The sequence below is a fragment of the Vibrio sp. THAF190c genome, assembly GCF_009363355.1.
GTDB lineage: Bacteria > Pseudomonadota > Gammaproteobacteria > Enterobacterales > Vibrionaceae > Vibrio > Vibrio fortis_A.
In genome coordinates, this window is record NZ_CP045339.1 from 818,117 (window position 1) to 838,433 (window position 20,317).

The window sequence follows — 20,317 nt, forward strand, 5'->3', positions numbered from 1 at the left end:
GGAGTTTAGGATGAAGTATTCAATCGCGACCGTTTGTCTATCTGGCACTCTTGAACAGAAGATGCATGCAGCGGCAAAAGCCGGTTTTCATGCCATCGAAATTTTTGAAAATGATTTAACTCAGTACCGTGGTTCTGCAGCCGATGTTAAACGCATCGCTGACAGCATGGGGCTTGAGATCTTGGTTCTACAACCTTTCCGAGATATGGAAGGGATGCCAAATGGCTTGCGCGAAAAGAAATACAAGATGATGGAGCGCAAGATGGATCTAGCGCATCAGCTGGGCACGAAACGCCTAATGATGTGCAGTAATGTCAATCCACTCTCGACCAATAATCTCGACCGTTGTGCTGAAGATCTGCACGCCCTAGCAGAACTTGCCAAGCGTGAAGATATGGAATTGGGCTACGAAGCTCTGGCATGGGGTCGTCACATTGCCGACTACGATGACGCTTGGAATTTGGTGAAGATGGTCGACCATCCGAATCTTGGTGTGGTTTTGGACACCTTTCACATGTTTGCGCGTGGCAATACGTTAGATACGCTGCGTGAAGATATTCCAGTGGAAAAGATTGCTTTGGTTCAGGTCGCTGATGCGCCAAAAATGCAGATGGATATTTTGCAATACAGCCGTCACTACCGATGCTTCCCAGGCCAAGGTGATTTCCCAGTGATCGACTTTGTGAAAACACTCAAAGATAAAGGTTACGATGATTACCTCTCTCATGAAGTGTTTAATGATGAGTTCCGTGCCTCTTCTCCGAAAGAGAAAGCGGTTGATGGCGTACGCTCGCTGAAATGGCTGGAAGATCAGACCAACAACTTGTTTGAGATGCCGAGCGTGTCTGATTTGAGCTTCATTGAATTTGCGGTAAAAGAGCGTGAAGACAATCCATTTACCGATGTGATTGAATCATTGGGCTTTAGCAAAACACACAGCCATAAGAGTAAGAATGTCGACCTATACCAAGTAGGTGATATTAACTTCGTCTTTAACTATGAGAAAAACAGCAACGCTCAGGCTTACTTAGAAGGTCATGGTGAATCTGTGTGTGCGCTAGGCGTATTAACCAAAGATTCAGATCGTTTGGTTGAACTGGCAAAGCGCTATAACAGCCCAGCAATTTTCCAAGCTCGTCAAGAGAATGAGTTGGATATTCCAACGCTTAAGAGTTCTAGCAATTTGATGATCCATCTTTTGGATGAGAACCAAGCAGACAAATTTTACGACGTGGATTTCAAGCCAGTAGAGCAGCAACCAGCTGCGAACGATAACTTGATTCGCGTTGACCACATTGGTCAGGTGGTGTCGCCGGAGACTTTGCTGTCGAATATGTTCTTCTATAAGTCGATCTTTGGCTTTGTTCCTGAAGAGAGCTTCGATCTTCCAGATATCAATGGCTTGATTACTAGCCGCACGATTAAGAGCCCGAACGAGAACATTAAGATCGCACTCAACAGCACCAGCGCGAAGCGCACTTCGGCTCAGCGATTCTTAAATGATTCCAATGGTGCGAGCATCAATCAGATTGCCATTGAGTGTCGAGACATCTTTAAAGCGGCGGCGAACCTATCGCCTATCTATCAATTGAAGATCCCGAATAACTACTACCTAGATATTCAGGCACAATTCGATCTGGAAGATGAGTCGATTGAACAGCTACAGCAAAACAACATTCTTTACACCGAAGATGATACGGGTGCGTTTTTCCACTTCTACACCAAGGAAGTGAACGGCCTGTTCTTTGAAGTGGTGCAGCGAGTGGGCGAGTATAAGAAATACGGTGAAACCAACGCCTTTATTCGTCTGGCTTCCCAGTCTTATCAGGATTAAAGAGAAGTTTTATAAACCAATTTTATTAATCATAAAAAAAGCCACCACTGAGTCCAGTGGTGGCTTTCTCTTTTGTTAGGCTTGCAGCGTTATTTGATTATGCTACTTCTGCCACTTTTTTAGCGACTGGCGCTGGGTTGCGAATTAGGTGGTCAAATGCACCTAGGCTCGCTTTTGCACCTTCACCCATCGCGATGATGATCTGCTTGTAAGGTACGGTTGTTACGTCACCTGCTGCAAATACACCCTTCATTGATGTTGCGCCGTGTGCGTCAATCTCGATCTCACCACGTGGTGATAGTTCAACCTTAGTGCCTTTCAACCACTCGCTGTTTGGCATTAGGCCGATTTGGACAAAGATACCTGCTAGGTCGATGCGCTTAATCTCATCAGTGTTGCGATCTTTGTACTCAAGACCCGTCACTCGGTTGCCATCGCCAAGCACTTGTGTCGTCTGTGCCATCTTGATGATTTCGATGTTTGGCGTTGCGTTCGCTTTGTCGATAAGTACTTGGTCAGCACGCAGTGTGTCTGCAAATTCAAGAACTGTTACGTGTTCAACGATGCCCGCTAGATCAATTGCTGCTTCAATACCTGAGTTACCACCACCGATAACGGCTGTTTTCTTGCCTTTGAACAGTGGACCGTCACAGTGTGGGCAGTACGCTACGCCTTTGTTGCGGTACTCTTGCTCACCCGGAACGTTCATTTCGCGCCAGCGTGCGCCTGTACTTGTGATTACGGTGCGAGCTCGAAGGGTTGCACCGCTCTCTAGCTCAACGTGGATGTAACCGTCTTCTGTATCCTCAGCGTCGATGATGTTAGCCGCGCGTTGCTCGGTCATCACCTCTACGCCGTACTCTTTTACGTGCTCTTCTAGGCTAGCTACCAGCTTAGGACCAGTGGTCGCTTTCACTGAGATGAAGTTTTCAATCGCCATTGTGTCCATTACTTGGCCACCAAAGCGGTCTGCAACCACACCTGTGCGAATGCCTTTACGTGCTGCGTAGATTGCTGCAGAAGAGCCAGCAGGACCACCGCCGACAACAAGAACGTCAAATGGTGCTTGCTTACTTAGGCTCGCCGCTTTTTTCTCAGCTGCGCCAGAATCTACTTTGTTTAGGATCTCAGCCAGAGACATACGGCCTTGGCCGAACAGTTCACCGTTGATGAATACGCTTGGTACCGCCATGATGTCGCGTGACTTCACTTCGTCTTGGAAGGCTGCGCCATCAATCATGGTTGTTTTGATTAGCGGGTTGATTGCTGACATCATGTTGAACGCTTGCACAACTTCAGGACAGTTTTGGCAAGAAAGCGAAATGAAGATTTCAACATTCAGTGGCTGACCAAGGTTTCTGATCTGTTCGATAACATCGTCTTCAAGCTTGATAGGGTGACCGCCACTGTGTAGCAGTGCCAATACCAATGAAGTGAACTCATGACCCATAGGTAGGCCAGCAAAACCGATGCTTGTGCCTTTCTCGGTGTTCAGCACTTGCATGATTGGCTTGCGATCACTCGCGCTATCGTCACGGATAACCACAACTTTGTCAGAAAGTTCTGAGATGTCGTTCGCCAGCTTCTCTAGTTTGCTTGCTGTTTCGCTTTCATCCAGGCTAAGAACGAGCTTAACGTCATTTTTTAGGAATTCTAAGTATGTTTGCAGTTGCTGCTTCATTGCTTGGTCTAACATGATATGCCTACTTTTCTTTTCTGTTCGGGGGCGCTCTTTTGCGCTGATGGAGCTATATTGCCTTGACCATCACAATTGGTAAATTCGGACGTTTCTATTAGTTTGGTAGGTAAAACCTATCGATAATTGGAAAAACTTATTAAAGCCATCAAGGCGACCCAAAGTATTGAATAAAAACAAAAAACCACATCGCATGGATGTGGTTTTGAGAATTAAAGCGGCGCGCCAAAGCCCTTTAGGAGGCAGGCTAAGGCACGCCTGTAGAACGGGTTAGCAGATGCTTAGATCTTACCTACTAGGTCTAGAGATGGCGCTAGAGTCTCTTCGCCTTCTTTCCATTTAGCTGGGCAAACTTCACCTGGGTTGTTTGCAACGTACTGAGCCGCTTTAACTTTGCGTAGTAGGTCTTCAGCGTCACGACCGATGCCTTCAGCAGTGATTTCCATTGCTTGGATAACACCTTCTGGGTCGATTAGGAACGTAGCGCGGTCTGCTAGGCCTTGACCTTCACGCATTACGTTGAAGTTGTTTGTGATAGTGCCAGTTTGGTCGCCTACCATGAAGTACTCGATAGTACCGATTTTGTCAGAAGTGTCGTGCCATGCTTTGTGAGAGAAGTGTGTGTCAGTTGATACTGAGTAAACTTCCACGCCACGAGACTGAAGCTCTGCGTATTTCTCTTGTAGGTCTACAAGTTCAGTAGGACATACGAAAGTAAAATCTGCTGGGTAGAAAAAGAATACTGCCCACTTACCTTTCACGTCTTGCTCTGAGATTTCTACGAATTCGCCGTTTTTGAATGCCGTTGCGTTGAATGGTTTGATTTCTGTGTTGATCATGATTTTACTCTCTTTAATTTGTTGTTTTGACGCTGCCTTGCGTCGATGGAGATATATTGCCTCGACAGGCTCAGAGGGTAAATTCGGACGTTTCTATTGTTCTAATAGGAGATAGCTATCAAGTATGAAAGGCAAAAGCTATTGAAAGGTAAATCTAGTGATAGGTAAGTTCAATCAGCGCTGTGAAGGTTGATTTGAGATGACGGAAACAGAAAGCCTCGACTCAAAGAGTGAGTCGAGGCTTGTGTAATCTGTTGCTATGGACGGCTAGCGTTTTTCGATAAACAGTATGACTTCGCCGACCTTGAAACCGAACTTGGACATTTCGGTTTTGTTGAACAGGCGCTTGTCGTCCATTAAAAACATCCAGTCATCTAGCGTGACTTCATACATTGAACCGTCGACTTCGATTTCTAGCGTGTATTTCCAGTAAAGGGCAGAGCCTTGAGTTTCACCATATGCTTCCCCTATTACGTCTCCTGCTGTGCCTGTGTAGGTGTTATCGCCAGTTTTAACCAGCTTCCAGACTCGAGTTGAACGTTCACCATCTGCGAAGCGAAACCACTCTTTGATTTCACCCTGTTCGCCTTGCCACTCTGCCACTAAATCCGCTTCAAAACGTCGCAGTAGATTACCAGAGCGATCGAGCACCATGCCATAAGCGATGAGGTCGCCGTCGAAGAACTGTTCGAGCTTGAGTTCAGGTGTGGTGCCCGTATGTTCGGATAAATTGGCAGAGCCACACCCTATTAGAAGAGAGCAAAGTAAAAGAAGCCATCCTGTTTTCATTCATTGTGTCCTGTTTTATTTATTGAGACCTAACAACTGCTGGCGGAGTTTCGGTTCCGACGTGTTTTCTGACAGCCAGATAGAGAGAAAGGCTTGTCCAAATTGGGTATCGGTAATGGTGCCGATAGGTTGTTCGTCGAAATAGAATTGGCTCTGCTGGTTTTCTGAAACGCGAATGGTCAGAGTGCTGCCCTGTTTTACGTTCGGCCACATTTCGTAGAGTGGAGCGATCCAGCTCTTAATTTTACTGTCTGAGTAGCCCAGTTTTTCCCACTGATCCTGCGTTGCATCGACTAGATCTTTGCTATCAATGTCGCGGTAGTATTCGATTTTCAGTGCTTGCTCTGAGCGAGTAGGTGTGGTGTACAGCTCAGCGTTGTAGAGGGTCCAAAAGAGATAAGTCATCTCTCCCTCGCCCTGCTTATTCAAATCACCGACGGGAGAGGCGTTAGCGGCGTTGTGGAAGATAAGTGCACTGCACGCAAACAGGGTTGCAAGCGCTGACAGTAAGTAACGCTTCCATTGCGAATGAGGGTGGCGCTGAGCTTTAGCACGACCCTGTGATGAATAAGCCATAAGTCACCTCGTTGTCTCCGCCATATTAGGCTTGTTTAGATACGAGTAGCCGACCACTAACAAGGGAATTACTAACCCCCAACTGACTGCAAGCGTGGATAACACCCACACATCTGGCCATGTGGACTGAAGCGCACCTGCCTTGATGCCGCCCCAGTAGCTACTAGTACCTCCTACGAAGCCGAGGAGAATGAGGATCACTTTCGGACATTTCATTAGCCAATTGAGGCTATGGTTAAAGCTGATTAAGAACATCACCCATAAGCAGGCGAGCCACACCGGGAACCAAGTTTGGTTAGCGATATTTGGGTGTGCTGAAAAGGCGCCAAGACCAATCATTAAGCTATCGAGAAGCAGACCGATTGGTAGCAAGAGTAAAACTCTGAGGTCGTCACGACGAGTGGGTGAAAGAAGAAAATGCAGCGCCACCAATAGTGGCGCTATAAAGACGGCTTGCTCGGTAAAGAAAGCACTGCTTACCCAAGTGGCTTGAAACAGAACAAGGTTAATAATCCAGAACCGTTTCATCTTTTGCTCCATAGTAGCGAGGCTTACGCGCCACAATGTGATGAGTGCTGATCACGCGTTCAAGGAAGGCGCCTTCGCAGTAGCAGAAATAGAAGGTCCACAATCGCTTGAACTCTTCTGAATACCCTAGGCTGTGCAGTTCATCCCAGCTCTGCTCAAACGCGACATTCCAATCGTTTAGCGTGCGCGCGTAGTGTAAGCCGATGTCGTCAATTTCTTGGACGACAAGATCGGTGCTCTGTGCAAGGTGACCCGTCATGACAGCAACAGAGGGTAGACAGCCGCCTGGGAAGATATATTTCTGAATGAAATCGACCCCTTTACGGTATTTCTCATAACGCCCATCTGCGATGGTGATCGCTTGTATCAACATCTTGCCTGTTGGCTTGAGAAGCTGAGAGCAGGTAGTAAAGAAGGTTTGTAGAAATTCATGACCAACCGCTTCAATCATCTCGATAGATACCAGCTTGTCGTATTGGCCTGATAGGTTGCGATAGTCCTCTTTAAGCAGAGTAATCTTGTCGCTTAGTCCAAGGGCCTCAATGCGCTGCTTGGCAAGTTCGTGCTGAGCATCAGAGATAGTCGTGGTTGTAACGTGGCAGCCGTAGTTTTGCGCCATAAATATCGCCAGTCCACCCCATCCAGTGCCTATCTCAACCACGCTGTCTTCTTCTGTTAACTCTAAGCGTTCACAAATGGTACGCATCTTATTTTGCTGAGCGTCTGCGAGCTGGGTAGCTTGTTCACTGTAAATGGCTGAAGAGTATTGCATTGATGGGTCTAGGAAGCGTTCGTAAAGCTCATTGCCAATATCGTAGTGAGCCAGGATGTTACGCTTCGAGCCTTGCTCTGTATTGGCGTTCTGCTTTCTCAAGAATAAGTTTTTAATCTTGGATAGCCACTGTGTCTTGTCATCTAGCTCGTCGAGTTGCTGTTGGTTGCGAGCCATGATTTGAATGACACGAGTTAGGTGTGGACTTGTCCATTTGCCGTCAATGTACGCCTCTGAAGCGCCAATACTGCCGTTGAGGACAACGTCTTTAAAGAAACTAGAATCGTGAATGACAATCTCGGCGTGAAGGTTGGCTTCTCGGTCACCAAATATTGAATGCTCATCTCCTTCGATGACTTCGAGCTGGGCTCCCTGTAAGCGTTCCAGAATAGTGAAAATAAGGCTTCGATACTTACAGTTTTTGTTCAGCACTGCGGTTTGAGGCTGCTGCTTGATGTTGTGATTTTGTTTGGCAAGCTGTTCCATGTAGACCTCGCTGAGAAAATTCTCGTCTTAGTTAATTCTTGTATTGTGGTGGCTTGGAAACTGAGTTTGGGTGCGAGATAAAGGGCACCTTTTTAATGAACAGTTTCAAAGCCTGATAATAAATGCCTAGCACAACCTTAGTGGTCATGGCCGGAGTTCGAATCAGTGTTTGTCGTATATCACTGGCTTTCATCGGTTGTTTTTCGAGTGCCAAAGTGGCGTCAAATACCTTCTTGTCTCCGGGATATTCCTCGTCCCTATGATTTTCAATGTGGACTAAAGTGCGGCGTGATGGAGGCTTGATCTTCCAATGGTACGTCATGTCTAAATCCATAAATGGTGACACGTGGAAGTCTTTCTTCGCCTTCAACTCTTGCTGCATGTCTATCAAATAATAGTGTCGTTCACGCCAAGGAGTGTTGCTTACCTCAGCCAGCATGTAACGGCACTCCAAATTTTCGTCAAAGCAAAAGAAGCAGTTGATTGGGCTAAAATAAATCCCGAAACAACGGCACTGTGCGAGCATGGTGACACGGTTGGATTCGCTCCATTGACCGCCCAGTGATTTCACTTTGAGAGCTATACGCTGCTTTAGAGTTTTTGGTTCAATGCTGTTTTGTGTTTTATAGCTATTTGACGTTTTATCATTGATTTGCGATTCATGATTGCCTAAAGACTCATCTCCGTTGAATGTCTTCTCCGGAACATAATCTGTCTCAACAAAGCGAATGGGGTTGAACCAACGGGTACCGAAGACCAAGCTACGCGCTGTTGTCTGCTCGATCTCATCCAAATCAAGTCCCATCATATACAGCTGATAGCTAAACTCGTGGGTAATGGCACCGAAACGGCGGTGCCTTACGTTGCCCCAGTAGATGCCACTGCGTTCGGTGTTTTCATCAAAGTGGCGAGTTACCGTGCTCATAGTTCTAGTCCAAAGCGTTTGGTCACGTCGAGTGCACTACGCACACCATCTTCATGGAAGCCGTTGTACCAGTACGCACCCGCAAAATGAGTGCGATTGTGCCCACACATGGTTTCACGCTGCTGCTGCGCTTGAACGGTATTGGAGTTAAGCACTGGGTGATGGTAGACAAACTGACGAATGATCTTATCTGGGTTAATGGCATCGCTCTGGTTGAGGGTGACACAGAAGGTGGAATCGTCTTCAATCCCTTGCAAAATGTTCATGTTGTAGGTGACACAGGCTGGTCGCTTGCTGTTGCCATCTAACATGTAGTTCCAACTCGCCCACGCTAGCTTGCGATCCGGTAGTAACTTAGTATCGGTGTGAAGCACCACTTCATTGCGGCTGTATGGGATTTCACCCAATACCGTTTTCTCTTGTTCAGTCGCGTCACCGAGTAGCGCCAGAGCTTGGTCAGAGTGACATGCGAAGATCACTTCATCAAAAATCTGTATGTCACCAGATTCAAATTCGATAGCGACTTCACTTTCATAGCGGGTCACCTGCTTGATGTGGCTGTTGAGCTGAACGGGTTTAGATAGGCGAGATAGAATAACATCGACGTAGGAGCGTGAACCTTTTGGAATCACATACCATTGCGGCCTATTGGTGATATCGAGTAACCCGTGGTTGAAAAAGAATTGGATAAAGAACTTAAGTTCGAATTGTTCCATCTCTTCTAGGCTGGTGGACCAAATAGCCGCACCCATAGGAAGTATGTAGTGTTGGCTGAAAAAGTCTGAAAAGCGGTAGTGATTTAGGAAATCGCCCAAGGTTTCATCTTCGGTAAACTGATGGTTTTGAAAGCGTTCCTTGCACAGTTTGTTGAATTTGATGATCTCAAGAATCAGGGTCCAAAACTGCGGCTTTAAGATGTTGCTGCGCTGAGCGAACAGTGAATTGATGCTGTGACCGTTGTACTCAAACTGAGTACCAGTGTTGTGAACACTGAAGCTCATCTCTGTTTCCTGACGATCGACGCCAAGCTGTTCGAGCAGCTTGTTGAAATTAGGATAGGTGCGGTCATTAAAAACAATGAAGCCAGTGTCGATAGAAAATGCCTTGCCTTGGTGTTCAATATCGACAGTGGCTGTGTGCCCGCCTACATAGTCATTTTTCTCAAAAACCGTGATGTCGTGGTGTTTATCTAATACGTGTGCGCAAGTGAGTCCGGAGATACCGGAGCCAATAATGGCAATCTTTTTCATTGTTATACCATCCTTGAGGCAAGCTTATGCCAAACCGACTTGGGTAAAAATCGCAAGCACTTCATGATGAAGATAAACCTGCGAGGAAAATCTACTTCGCTCTTTCCTTGTTCGAGTCCACTGATGATTCTTTGAACGGCTTGTTCGCTACTTATAATCATAGGCATAGCGAACGTATTTCGCTCGGTTAGTGGTGTATCTACGAAACCAGGATGAACGATAGAAACGTGAATATTGTGTGCTGCTAGGTCGACAGCCAGCGTTCTGCCTAAATAGGTCAATGCAGCCTTTGACGCTCCATAGGCTTCAGCTCTTGGTAATGGCAAAAAGCCTGCACTGGAGCTCACTAGAACGACTCTGCCCGCTGGCTTTATACATCTCAGCCAAGCCTCTAGGGCGTAGCCAATTGAGATCAGGTTAATGTTGATGACGCGTTCAAATAGCTTAGCGTCAAAGTTGACTGGGTCATCAATATACTCGCAATCCCCAGCGTTCAATATGACCATATCTAATGGTTCATCTGAAGTCAGGTCTGGGTAATTTTCGTAGTCCAGAAGATCAAAGCAAAGCGGATCAATATTATCTTGCTCATTGGTTAGCGAATCGAGCTTTTCTTGGCTACGACCACAAGCGATGACTGAATGTCCAAGTTGAGCGTATTTGATTGCTAGGTCTTGACCGATACCTGAGGTTGCGCCTGTGATAAGAATTCTCATGTTATTGACTCGCTCTGCGCTTGATGGACTTGATTGCACAGCCAAGAACTGGAATGTGCTCGTAAAGCATGGATCCCACGTCGAGATAGTCTCTGTGATAAATCACAAGGTCGTCTTTCATTTGAAGGTGAGAGTGTCCCTCAACGGTAATCGGCTTGCGTCCATTAAGCTGTTTGTGGGTAAATTCCATAGACCAGTAAACGGCGGCTTCTTCGCCAGACTCGAACGCACTGATGATCGTAAAGTTACAGCTGGCAACATTGGTGTAGATGTTCTCGAAGTAACGAGTTAGTGCGTCCAACCCGTTTACTTGATGAAGTGGATCTTTGAATTCAACCTGCTGGTGGTATACATCCTGTAATGCACCAAAGTCTTCAGTACCCAGCTGCCTATACATATCAAGAAAATTATCTAGCCATCGTGAATTTTCCATGGGTTCACTCTCACTTCCGTCTATCGTGCTATTTGTAAAAATCTAGGGCCCTTAACCGCGCTTCTTTGTGTTCAACGATAGGTCCCCAATAACGACTGTCATGTCCACTCTTGGTGATAAATGTGTGCGGAAAATGCACGTCTCTATCGGGAATGTTTTGCAGCTCTGGAAGATATTTACGGATGAAAACTCCTTTAGGATCAAACTTTTCACTCTGAGTTATCGGGTTGAAAATCCTAAAGTAAGGCTGCGCATCACAGCCGGTGCTTGCAGCCCACTGCCATCCGCCATTGTTGGCACTGTAATCACCATCAATCAGGTGCTCCATAAAGAAGCGCTCGCCCCATCGCCAATCAATCAACAAGTGCTTAGTTAAGAAGCTGGCGACGACCATTCGTAGACGGTTGTGCATCCACCCTGTTTCGAGTAGTTGGCGCATTGCTGCATCAACCAGTGGGTAACCGGTTTTCCCTTCACACCAGCGTTGGAAATCTTCTTGATTGTTGTGCCAGGTGAGTCCGTTGTATTTTTCTTGGAAGTTCTCGCCTTTCACTAACCTCGGATGGTGGAAGATCAGGTGTTTATAGAAGTCGCGCCAGATCAGCTCGTTGAGCCAAGAGAACTCAGCGCACTGGGTATCGACCAGAAGTTCTGGGTGTTCTTGAATCAATTGAATCGCCAACCAGCGAGGGCTAATCGCGCCAATGGCAAGATAAGGAGATAAGCCAGAGGTTCCCTTTATGGATGGAATGTCTCTATTGTTCGCGTATTGGTAGAGCTTTTCTGCAAGAAACTGAGGTACTACTTGACCTAGCACATCGTCGGCTAACGGCCAACGTGAAGAGTCTTCTCTCGGGAAATCAAAGTCGTATTCTCTCGAAAAGGTTTGTAGTTCTGGTTGCGGACTTTCTGAAGCAACCTTCGGATAGGGTGCGCAGTCTATACCAGAAGCTTGAACATACTTGAGCCACGCTTTTTTGAATGGGGTAAATACCTTAAACATCTCCCCCTGTTGATTGAGAACTCGTCCAACAGGAACAATGACGTCACAGTCAAAGGTGGTCAACGTGATGTCGAGGGCTCGTACTGCTTCATCTCTCTGTTGTTCGTCCACTTCTGGCTCAGAGTTAGCCAGTACTTGGGTGATGTTGTGCTCGAGGCAGTAGTTGGCTAGGGTGCTTGCTTGATCGTCAAAGTCGGAGGCTTTCAGGTGAACGAGCTCAATGCCAAATGACGCGAGTTGTTCTGATAGCAAGGTTAGGTGGCGGTATATGAAGTCAGCTTTGATCGGCGCTAAATGGTGTTGTTGCCACTGTTTAGGTGTAGAAATAAAAACGGCGTGGGTAGCGCCGTTTTCAATTGCAGAGACCAAAGCTGGATTGTCATGAACGCGTAGATCGCGTCGTATCCAGAGTAGAGTGCTCAATATCCGTATCTCAACTTAAGTTCTTGTGGGTGCGGGTTTAGATAAACCTGCGACTGTAAGTACTCGTTTGGGTACTCCATCAAATAGTGATTAATCAGCGTAAGTGGCACCAACAATGGGATAGTGCCTTCACGGAAATCGTTGATTTGTCGCGACAGCTCTTGCTTATGAGTGCTGCTAAGTTGCTTCTTGAAGTAACCTTGTAAGTGCTGAAGTGTGTTAGCATGCGTACCACGGTTAGCATGGTGTTGCAGTGCCGTCATTAGACCCTCAATATAGCGTTCAGCTAGCTCATTGATCTCTAAATCACTTTCACCCAATAGTTGGCCGAGTTCTTTGTAGCCTTCAACGTGGTGGCACATAACTAGGTATTTGTGAACGCTGTGGAACTGAATCAACTTGTGCTTAGTGATGCCTTCATCAACCAAGTCGAGCCATTTCTGGTACGTAAACACACGAGTCATGAAGTTTTCGCGAAGAATTGGGTCGTTCAAACGGCCGTTCTCTTCGATCGGCAACAATGGGTTATGATCCATTAGCTGCTTGGTAAACATACCAATGCCTGTCGATTCTGAGCCGCGACCGTGATGGTGATAGACCTTCACACGTTCCATACCGCAGGTCGGGCTTTTTTGACACACAATAAAGCCCGCAATGTGTTCGTTATTTTTTGCGTAGTTTTGCCCATATTCGATCAGCTCATTAGTGACATCACCAGTACCATCTGGGCGAGACACATGGATGACGTCGTCTAGCATTCTGGTCTGACGAATCGTTGGGCGAGGCGTTGGAAGCCCCACTCCCATTTCCGGGCACACTGGCTCTAACTCAACATAGTCAGCCAGATCGTCAGTGCAGAAACGAGAGCGTTTATGACCTGTATCGAATCTAACCTTGTGTCCTGCAACACAAGCGCTGATACCGATTTTTATTTTTTTGTCCATAGGTCAAATCCTTATAAACATTACTCAAGACGTTGTATATAAAATGGTATATTTATTAATGTTTTTCAATCACTAATAAATGAACTTGCCAATTGGGTTAAACAACTGACTCACACCTTTCGTAAAGTATAGAGCATCGCTTGAAACCGTTAGGCACACACAACCTTCCTTAGTAAAAGGTTGGTGCGTATGTTCACCATCTAACCAGATAAAATCGCCTTTATGATATTCGCCCATCTCGTCTTCAAAACTGCCTTCTAAAAGCAAGGTAATCTCAAAACCTTTGTGAGTGTGGCAAGGCACGGCGCCTTCTTTATCGATGTGCAGTAGGCTAGTGTGATGATCGCCATCTTCAAAGTCGAGACGTGCGCGGGAGATCTTGCCTAGATTGAGCCAATCTTTCCTCACCACTTGATTAAGTGCTCGTGGCAATTCAAATTCCGCGTCAGCGACTTTCACCAGCTGCGGTGAATGGTCTTCAGTAGCATCGATGCTAGCCAGCTGTTCATCAGCTGTGATCATATCGATAAGGCTCATGTCGAAGTCTGCTTGGATATCGTCATCGTTACCGTGAAGTACCGCATTGACCTGGTTCTCAATCAGCTCGTCAGCAATAACTTCTTCCGAGCCAAAGCTATCAGTTGCTGCAAGTTCGGTAAGGCGCATAACCTCAGCCTGGCACTGTTCACACATCTCTACATGGCTTGATACGATCAATGAGAGAGAATCAGGAAGTTCACCAGTGACGAAGTCTCTGAGTATTTCTGCTGTTGGGTGATGTTTAATCATGGTTCTGTTCCCCCATATGAAGCTTCAACTTGGCGAGTGCGAGTCTCAGTCTTGATTTCACTGTGCCGAGTGGCACTCCGAGTTGCTGCGCCAATTGTTCTTGAGACAGCTCTTGATAATAAACCCCTTCAACAATGGTTCGCTGCGCTGGAGGCAGCTTGTCTATTTGATTGCGTACATGGCGACTCATAAGATGGTCACTGTATTCGCTTTCATCATCGCTTGCTTCGGACAGTGCAGCATCGATCGGCCAGATATCGTCCGCGACATTCTGCTCTGCTTTGGCTTTCACTTTACGCAACATGTCAAAAGCAGCGTTGCGCATTACCGTATACACCCAAGTAGTTGCAGCGCCTTTCTCGCTATTGTAGAGATGCGCCTTTTTCCATACGTTAGTCATGGTGTCTTGTACCAGCTCGTTGGCGGAAGCTTCACTCCCCAGTTTGTTAATACCAAAACGTTTTATCTTGGGTGCGAAGAACTGAAACAGGCGCGTGAATGCCTGTTTGTCTCGATGAGATGCAACTAAAACTAGCCAGCTAGATAACTCTGGCGGCACTTTACTGTCTGGTACGATGACAGACTCCTTGGCTTTTTCGTTTTTTACTTTACCTAATTGCATAATAGACTAACCTTCATCCGGGTTTGAGCACATATACGGAGGAAAGTGATGATTAGATCAAACAAAAAGAAAAAAATTTTGAGCTAGTCGTTACCAGTAATTATTTGATTTAAAAAAGGAACCAAAGCTGGGAAGCTGGATGGCGAAGTGAAGCGCACTTTCTTCTCGATCGGAAGCGGCATCACCTCCAATAAACGTGCACAAATCCATTGTGGATCTTCGAAATTAGTGTGCGGGTAGAGTTCTCTGATCGCGTCGTGTTCTCTAAAAAGCTGAACTAGAAAATTACTGAATACTGGCGGAAGCTGACAATCCAGAGTCGGCCAATGAGGAAGTGTCTCAAAGTCTGCTTTCAAAAGGCCCGTGTCATCTCTTCGAGTGTTGAAGAGTCTAACCAATGACTCACCTTCCACATCGATTTCCAGTAACTTGTCGTCTGAGAGGTTGAAGTCGACGATTTTTACTTTAGTCCCCCAATCTTTAAGTGGACTGTTATTGCGGTTATCGTGGCTAGCTATGACAAAACCGTCTCCCTGAGCAGCGTGCGCTACCATGGTCAGATATTTTTGCTCGAAAATTCTCAGGCGTTGTCGACCGCCGGGGAGAATAAAGAGTGGCAATGGGAATATTGCGTAGTCGGTTTTTGTTTCCATAGAAAGTGTGCCCCAAAAAAATAAAAATGTATCAAACACCAAACTTTCTGTGATTCGTGAAGATTGGTTGTGATAGCTATACGCTACGCAATTTACTTTCGATCAAACTGCCACACGCTTCAGTTCATGAAGAGTTAAAGACAAATACGCTTTCTGTTAGAGCTGTCTAGAAAAACAACAATGGCACTCTCTATAGAGGGGAATTTTGAGTAGTATATGTAAGGCGGTTGATACCTATGCGTATCAAGTGAAAATTCGTTGAATGAGCTCAAATCATAGAAAACCCAAGGAATGGTCATGATTGTGATTTACGGAATCAAGGAACACATAAACCCAATCAAACAGCAGCTGTCGGACCTTTTACAGCTATGTTTAAATCGAGAGCTAGGCTTGCCAGATGACAAACGTGCCCACCGTTTTGTCCCGTTAGACAAAGAAGACTTCTTTTTTCCTCAAGGTCGTACCGAGGCTTACACTGTTATCGAGATCAACATGATGGAGGGGCGCACGGTCGAGACCAAAAAGCGCCTTATCAAAACGATCTTCAACGAAGCTGAGCGACAGTTGGGCTTATCACCGATTGATATCGAGATCACCATCAAGGAGCAGCCGTCACACTGCTGGGGCTTTCGCGGTATGACGGGTGATGAGGCTCAGGATTTAAAATACAAAATCAACGTTTGATGGTGCTCTTGCGAGAACGATAAATACTAAGCTTCTGGTTCTGCAACGCTTAGGTAACGATGCCAGTTTTCGCTCATGATTTGATAGTGCTCGACACAAAACTCTTTACGGTCTTTTAGATAGTCTTTTTCGACTTCATCAAGCAGGTTGCGGTGGCTGTCTGGATCGCTTCCGTACACCAAGCATAAAGTGGAGAAGTAGCGCTGTAGATCAAAGCTGTGTTCATCGATGTATTCGCCGAGGTCGTAATATTCAGGTCGATCTTCCGACTCATAAGCAAACAGGTCAGCGGCACTGATCGCAGCATCAGCTCCGTGTTCAACGTAATCAATCAATAACAGGGTCGCGAAGTTATCGGCCGCATCTTCTTCTTTTCCCAGAATCGGGATGTTTTGGTCAGCGATATAGGCGTGTGCCGCTTCGTGCAACAAGGTGTGAAGTACGGTGTCGACCGCGCCTGCTTCCGCTGTTTTGTCGTACTTCTCTTGATACTTGTTTTTCTCGAAATAGTTTACAGACTCAGAATAGAACTGATACGGCATGTGAATCGTATGCGTGCTGGGATCGTAAAGTGGGCCTTCTTCACCACCGTATTCGACCACAAGCGGAGAATTGAACGGGAAAAGCTGCTCAGAGAGGTCAACCAGAGTATCGTTTACGCCACTGTTTTCGATAGCCGTTTTTAGCTCAGATTCTAATGCGTTGGCTGGCGTTTGATATTTAATCGTTACGTTTTGAAGAGGCGTTGTTTCGGCTGACACATAAGTCGTGGCAAGTAATGCGCATGCGATACCACTGCTAATCACAGTCTTCCCAATGTTTTGCATAGTGCTGTCCTATTCTGGGGGCGTTTTAGTTGAGGATTTTGAGCCCATTGATCGTTTGTCAGTGTAGGCTATATTTAGCTTCGTGTGTATTTCGAAGATAAATTTCGGTTCGCGTTAACCCTTGTGCTATACTCCGCGCCCCAATCCGCATTGGCTTGCTTAATTTTAGGAAATTATTATGAGTGCTAAAAACGAACTTCAACAAATTAACAACCGTCTAGACAAGTGTCGCCACAAGTTAGCGGCTGCTAAGGCTCGTAATGATCGTCCAGTTGTTCGTCAATTTGAAGACGAAATCAAAAAGCTAACCAAGAAAATCGCACAGCTTAAACACAAGCAAAGCTACGATGTAAACAAAGAGCGTAAAGCACTGCTAGATATGCCTTTTAGCCGTGAAATTACTAAAGCTGAGCAAGCGGACATGGGTAAACTGAAAAAGTCTGTAAAGGGACTCGTAGTTGTTCACCCAATGACGAAGATCGGTAAAGAACTTCGTCTAGAGGTTATGACTGGTTACGCACCGAAAAAATTCTAATTACCTACGCTGGTAATGAAAGAGGAGCTATCAATAGCTCCTTTTTGCTTTTTTAGGTTTCCAGAACGATAGTTAACGTTAAAAGTTTCCAAATGTCATAGTGAATTTTTCGAGGTGATTGCGGTCACAAAATACCCTAGACCTCGCTTAAATTGACCTAGTACTAACATCTTGGTTGTCTTTCACACTATTGTGGAGCGTTTTCTAAACTCACTATCTCACCATTTGCATAAACACAGGTAGAGCAGCACCAAAACTACAGATAAAACTAGACTCATTAGGGAAGATGAGGAACGTAAAAATATAGAGGTGATATGAATCATTTAATTTCAATAGGGCCACTAGAATCTTTCCTAATCGCGATTAGCGTTTTGTTTCTAGGCCATTTTGTAAACGCAAAGCTCCCGGTTCTTAAAAAGTACAATATCCCAGAACCCATTGTCGGCGGCTTAATCGTAGCGCTTGCAATCACAGGCCTTCATTTCAACGGCATTGATCTAGAGTTCTCTCTACCGTTGCAAAACACATTCATGCTGATGTTTTTCGCAACCGTTGGTCTAGCTGCGAACTATACCCAGTTGATGAAAGGGGGCGCAAAGGTGTTCTTGTTCCTTGCTGTCGCGTCGGTGTACATCATTATTCAGAATGGTGTTGGCGTAACCTTGGCGACGGGGTTGGGGCTAGACCCACTGATGGGCCTCATCGCAGGTTCGATTACTCTATCTGGTGGACATGGAACGGGTGCGGCTTGGTCTCAAACCTTCGCTGATACTTACGGCATCGCTAATACGCTTGAAATCGCAATGGCATCGGCGACCTTTGGTTTGATCATCGGTGGTTTGATTGGTAGCCCAGTTGCACAGAAGCTTATCGATAAAAACAGCTTAGAGTCTGAGTACGGTACAGGCACTCATACCCATGAGCGTTTCCCTGAACTTGTGACGTACAACGAGTATGAAGAAGACAAAGTAACAGCCAAGAAGGTGATTGAAGTTCTGTTTATCCTTCTTATCTGTATTACTGGTGCTAAGTACTTAGAGCAGTGGGTATCGACCTTTGAAATCAAATGGCTGATGATTCCAGACTTTGTCTATGCGCTGTTTATCGGTGTGTTCATTACCAACGTATTTGAAGTCACTAAACTGCATAAAACAGACAGTGAAACGGTTGATATTCTAGGTACAGTGTCGCTTTCTCTGTTCTTAGCAATGGCATTGATGAGCCTAAAACTATGGAATATCTTTGACCTTGCAATCCCGTTCTTGGTGATCTTGAGTGTGCAAGCGGTCGTGCTGGGTTTGTTCTCGTACTTCGTAACATTCAAAGTGATGGGTTCAAACTATGATGCTGCGGTGATGTCGGGTGGCCACTGTGGCTTCGGCCTAGGTGCAACACCAACCGCGGTTATGAACATGGGCTCGCTGGTGAACCGATTTGGACCATCGCCACAAGCCTTCATGGTGGTGCCGATTGTGGGTGCGTTCTTCATCGACATCGTTAACTTGATCATCCTTCAAGGCTACATCTCGTTTATCGGTTAATGTAATAATTGCAGTCACTGTTTTAGACAGGCCTTTAAAAGAAAAGCTCCACGTTACGCGTGGAGCTTTTTTTGTAGGTCTGAACTTGGAGTTAGTAACAAAGTAAGGGATTGTTAAGTGCAGTGCTTACAGGCACTTACACCACAATATCGCCAGCCATGTTACCTTAGAACTTCATTAGATTTGTAACTCGGAATCGCTCTTCTTGAGTTAGTTGTGGGGCTGTTCGGCTTGGGTTTGAACAGCCCATTTTTTTATCTTCTTATTACTTATGTTGCTAGTTAGAGCTAGGCGATTTGTAGCTCGCGAAACAGGTTAAAGGAAGAAGATGAATCCTCACCGGTTACAACAAATCCCACTATTTTATCTTTGTCATCAAACGCTCGTGCAATGATGCCAGTTGGTTTGATGCTGGCCTCCCAACGCGCGTCTGTTGCGAACTTTCCAGAAAATAGGATCGGGTATTTAGGTGTTTTTACCTTGGTCATCATGTGCGGCAGTGCGAGTTTACTCGATTGACCAAGCAGTTGCTTCGCGAGCACGTTGGCCGACAAGATCGCTGGTTGTAAGTAAGCGCGTATTTGCCCTTCAATCTCGGCACAATCACCAATCGCATAGACATCAGCTGCGCTGGTCTGCAGCTGTTCATCCACCAAAATACCGCGTTGAGTCACGATACCCGCTTGCTGAGCCAACGCAATATTCGGTTTAAGCCCAGCAGCAACGATCACCTCATCAACTTCCAAGGATTGTTTCTGTTCATTGGCGGCCGATGTCGGAGACTCCAGCCACAATGTCTTGTTGGCTTCGTTATCCACTATTTCAGCTGCCTGCAAGTTGGTTTTAATTCGCACCCCTGCATCGTTTAGAGCGTTTTCCAATTCTCCAGCAATGAACCTAGGCAGCAAACTCGCCAGTAGTGATGGAGCAGGCTCTACAATAGTGACCTGTTTCCCTGATGATTGCAGATCGAGTGCGAGCTCGACTCCGATCAGTCCGCCACCGATGACCGCAACGCGATTAGCTGTTTGAAGCCTCTCGTGGCCTTGCGAGAACTCTTGCAAACTGTTCATGGTTAACAGCGAGGCTTTATGCTCTGCTAATGCTGGTGGCACAAAGGTATTCGCTCCGGTTGCCAGCACCAATTTGGAATAGCTATAGCGCTCGCCATGCTCAGTGATCAGCATGTGTTCGTCAGTATCCAGTGAGGTGACGCGCGTATTGGTGATCATGGATACACCATGCTTTTGCTCAAGCTGCTCTGCAGTATGTGTGACCAAATCACTTGGACACTGCTTTTCACTGAACACGTGCGACAGACTTGGTTTGTTGTACTCAACCCCCTGGTCTGCAGTGATGACCGTGATTGGCAGTCCGGTATCACTATTTCGTATCATTTTAATAGTTTGTAGGGCAGCGAAGCCGCTGCCGATAATAATGATGGGGGCCATG

General features: G+C 46.1%; 21 protein-coding genes. 4 read left to right on the plus strand and 17 right to left on the minus strand.

Annotated elements, in window-relative coordinates; genetic code table 11:
* Positions 1 to 10 precede the first annotated feature (10 nt).
* The gene (locus FIV04_RS18655; RefSeq protein ID WP_152470066.1) at positions 11 to 1,834 is read left to right on the plus strand and encodes a bifunctional sugar phosphate isomerase/epimerase/4-hydroxyphenylpyruvate dioxygenase family protein; all 1,824 of its coding nucleotides are present in this window, start codon (positions 11 to 13) and stop codon (positions 1,832 to 1,834) included.
* 97 nt (positions 1,835 to 1,931) lie between these two features.
* On the opposite strand, the gene ahpF is transcribed toward FIV04_RS18655, so the two are convergent.
* From ahpF to FIV04_RS18725, 15 genes are all read right to left on the minus strand, one after another.
* Positions 1,932 to 3,530, minus strand: a complete 1,599-nt coding sequence (gene ahpF, locus FIV04_RS18660; protein WP_152470067.1) for an alkyl hydroperoxide reductase subunit F — start codon at positions 3,528 to 3,530, stop codon at positions 1,932 to 1,934.
* A gap of 281 nt (positions 3,531 to 3,811) precedes the next feature.
* Positions 3,812 to 4,369: an alkyl hydroperoxide reductase subunit C gene (ahpC, locus tag FIV04_RS18665; RefSeq protein WP_032550722.1), complete on the minus strand. Its 558-nt coding sequence runs from the start codon at positions 4,367 to 4,369 to the stop codon at positions 3,812 to 3,814.
* 267 nt (positions 4,370 to 4,636) lie between these two features.
* Positions 4,637 to 5,158, minus strand: a complete 522-nt coding sequence (locus FIV04_RS18670; protein ID WP_152470068.1) for a DUF3833 domain-containing protein — start codon at positions 5,156 to 5,158, stop codon at positions 4,637 to 4,639.
* Positions 5,159 to 5,173: 15 nt separating this feature from the next.
* A complete protein-coding gene (locus tag FIV04_RS26970; protein WP_172974284.1) occupies positions 5,174 to 5,734 on the minus strand; it encodes a chalcone isomerase family protein in 561 nt (186 codons plus the stop codon).
* Between the two features lie 3 nt (positions 5,735 to 5,737).
* Positions 5,738 to 6,262 (minus strand): DUF2878 domain-containing protein, encoded by a 525-nt coding sequence (locus tag FIV04_RS26975; RefSeq protein ID WP_172974285.1) that lies wholly within the window; start codon positions 6,260 to 6,262, stop codon positions 5,738 to 5,740.
* A complete protein-coding gene (locus FIV04_RS18680; RefSeq protein ID WP_152470069.1) occupies positions 6,240 to 7,520 on the minus strand; it encodes a cyclopropane-fatty-acyl-phospholipid synthase family protein in 1,281 nt (426 codons plus the stop codon). Before FIV04_RS18680 ends, FIV04_RS26975 begins: the two co-directional genes overlap by 23 nt.
* A 31-nt stretch (positions 7,521 to 7,551) precedes the next feature.
* Positions 7,552 to 8,445 (minus strand): DUF1365 domain-containing protein, encoded by an 894-nt coding sequence (locus tag FIV04_RS18685; protein ID WP_152470070.1) that lies wholly within the window; start codon positions 8,443 to 8,445, stop codon positions 7,552 to 7,554.
* Complete coding sequence (locus tag FIV04_RS18690) at positions 8,442 to 9,695, minus strand: NAD(P)/FAD-dependent oxidoreductase (RefSeq protein ID WP_152470071.1); 1,254 nt, start codon at positions 9,693 to 9,695, stop codon at positions 8,442 to 8,444. The genes FIV04_RS18685 and FIV04_RS18690 overlap by 4 nt, the downstream gene beginning before the upstream one ends.
* Positions 9,696 to 9,697: 2 nt before the next feature.
* Positions 9,698 to 10,411, minus strand: coding sequence for an SDR family NAD(P)-dependent oxidoreductase (locus FIV04_RS18695; protein ID WP_152470072.1), 714 nt, complete (start codon positions 10,409 to 10,411; stop codon positions 9,698 to 9,700).
* Between the two features lies 1 nt (position 10,412).
* The gene (locus tag FIV04_RS18700) at positions 10,413 to 10,844 is read right to left on the minus strand and encodes a nuclear transport factor 2 family protein (RefSeq protein WP_152470073.1); all 432 of its coding nucleotides are present in this window, start codon (positions 10,842 to 10,844) and stop codon (positions 10,413 to 10,415) included.
* Between the two features lie 28 nt (positions 10,845 to 10,872).
* A complete protein-coding gene (phrB, locus tag FIV04_RS18705) occupies positions 10,873 to 12,270 on the minus strand; it encodes a deoxyribodipyrimidine photo-lyase (protein WP_152470074.1) in 1,398 nt (465 codons plus the stop codon).
* On the minus strand, positions 12,267 to 13,214 hold the full coding sequence (locus FIV04_RS18710; protein WP_152470075.1) for a DUF523 and DUF1722 domain-containing protein: 948 nt from the start codon (positions 13,212 to 13,214) through the stop codon (positions 12,267 to 12,269). The genes phrB and FIV04_RS18710 overlap by 4 nt, the downstream gene beginning before the upstream one ends.
* 72 nt (positions 13,215 to 13,286) lie before the next feature.
* Entirely contained in the window at positions 13,287 to 14,003 is a 717-nt protein-coding gene (locus FIV04_RS18715; protein ID WP_152470076.1) for a ChrR family anti-sigma-E factor, read from the minus strand.
* Entirely contained in the window at positions 13,996 to 14,625 is a 630-nt protein-coding gene (locus FIV04_RS18720; RefSeq protein ID WP_032553635.1) for a sigma-70 family RNA polymerase sigma factor, read from the minus strand. The genes FIV04_RS18715 and FIV04_RS18720 overlap by 8 nt, the downstream gene beginning before the upstream one ends.
* An 83-nt stretch (positions 14,626 to 14,708) precedes the next feature.
* Positions 14,709 to 15,278, minus strand: a complete 570-nt coding sequence (locus FIV04_RS18725; protein WP_152470077.1) for an LON peptidase substrate-binding domain-containing protein — start codon at positions 15,276 to 15,278, stop codon at positions 14,709 to 14,711.
* A gap of 297 nt (positions 15,279 to 15,575) precedes the next feature.
* On the opposite strand from FIV04_RS18725, the gene FIV04_RS18730 reads away from it, so the two are divergent.
* Positions 15,576 to 15,962, plus strand: coding sequence for a tautomerase family protein (locus FIV04_RS18730; RefSeq protein ID WP_032553633.1), 387 nt, complete (start codon positions 15,576 to 15,578; stop codon positions 15,960 to 15,962).
* A 26-nt stretch (positions 15,963 to 15,988) separates the two neighbouring features.
* On the opposite strand, the gene FIV04_RS18735 is transcribed toward FIV04_RS18730, so the two are convergent.
* Complete coding sequence (locus FIV04_RS18735; protein ID WP_152470078.1) at positions 15,989 to 16,789, minus strand: DUF4344 domain-containing metallopeptidase; 801 nt, start codon at positions 16,787 to 16,789, stop codon at positions 15,989 to 15,991.
* 178 nt (positions 16,790 to 16,967) lie between these two features.
* Here FIV04_RS18735 and FIV04_RS18740 point away from each other — a divergent pair, with 178 nt between their 5' ends.
* Positions 16,968 to 17,324, plus strand: a complete 357-nt coding sequence (locus FIV04_RS18740) for a YibL family ribosome-associated protein (protein WP_032553629.1) — start codon at positions 16,968 to 16,970, stop codon at positions 17,322 to 17,324.
* Positions 17,325 to 17,638: 314 nt separating this feature from the next.
* The gene (gene gltS / locus FIV04_RS18745; RefSeq protein WP_032553627.1) at positions 17,639 to 18,865 is read left to right on the plus strand and encodes a sodium/glutamate symporter; all 1,227 of its coding nucleotides are present in this window, start codon (positions 17,639 to 17,641) and stop codon (positions 18,863 to 18,865) included.
* Between the two features lie 287 nt (positions 18,866 to 19,152).
* Here the strand turns inward: gltS and norW are convergent, their stop codons facing one another.
* A complete protein-coding gene (norW, locus tag FIV04_RS18750) occupies positions 19,153 to 20,316 on the minus strand; it encodes an NADH:flavorubredoxin reductase NorW (RefSeq protein ID WP_152470079.1) in 1,164 nt (387 codons plus the stop codon).
* Position 20,317 lies beyond the last annotated feature (1 nt).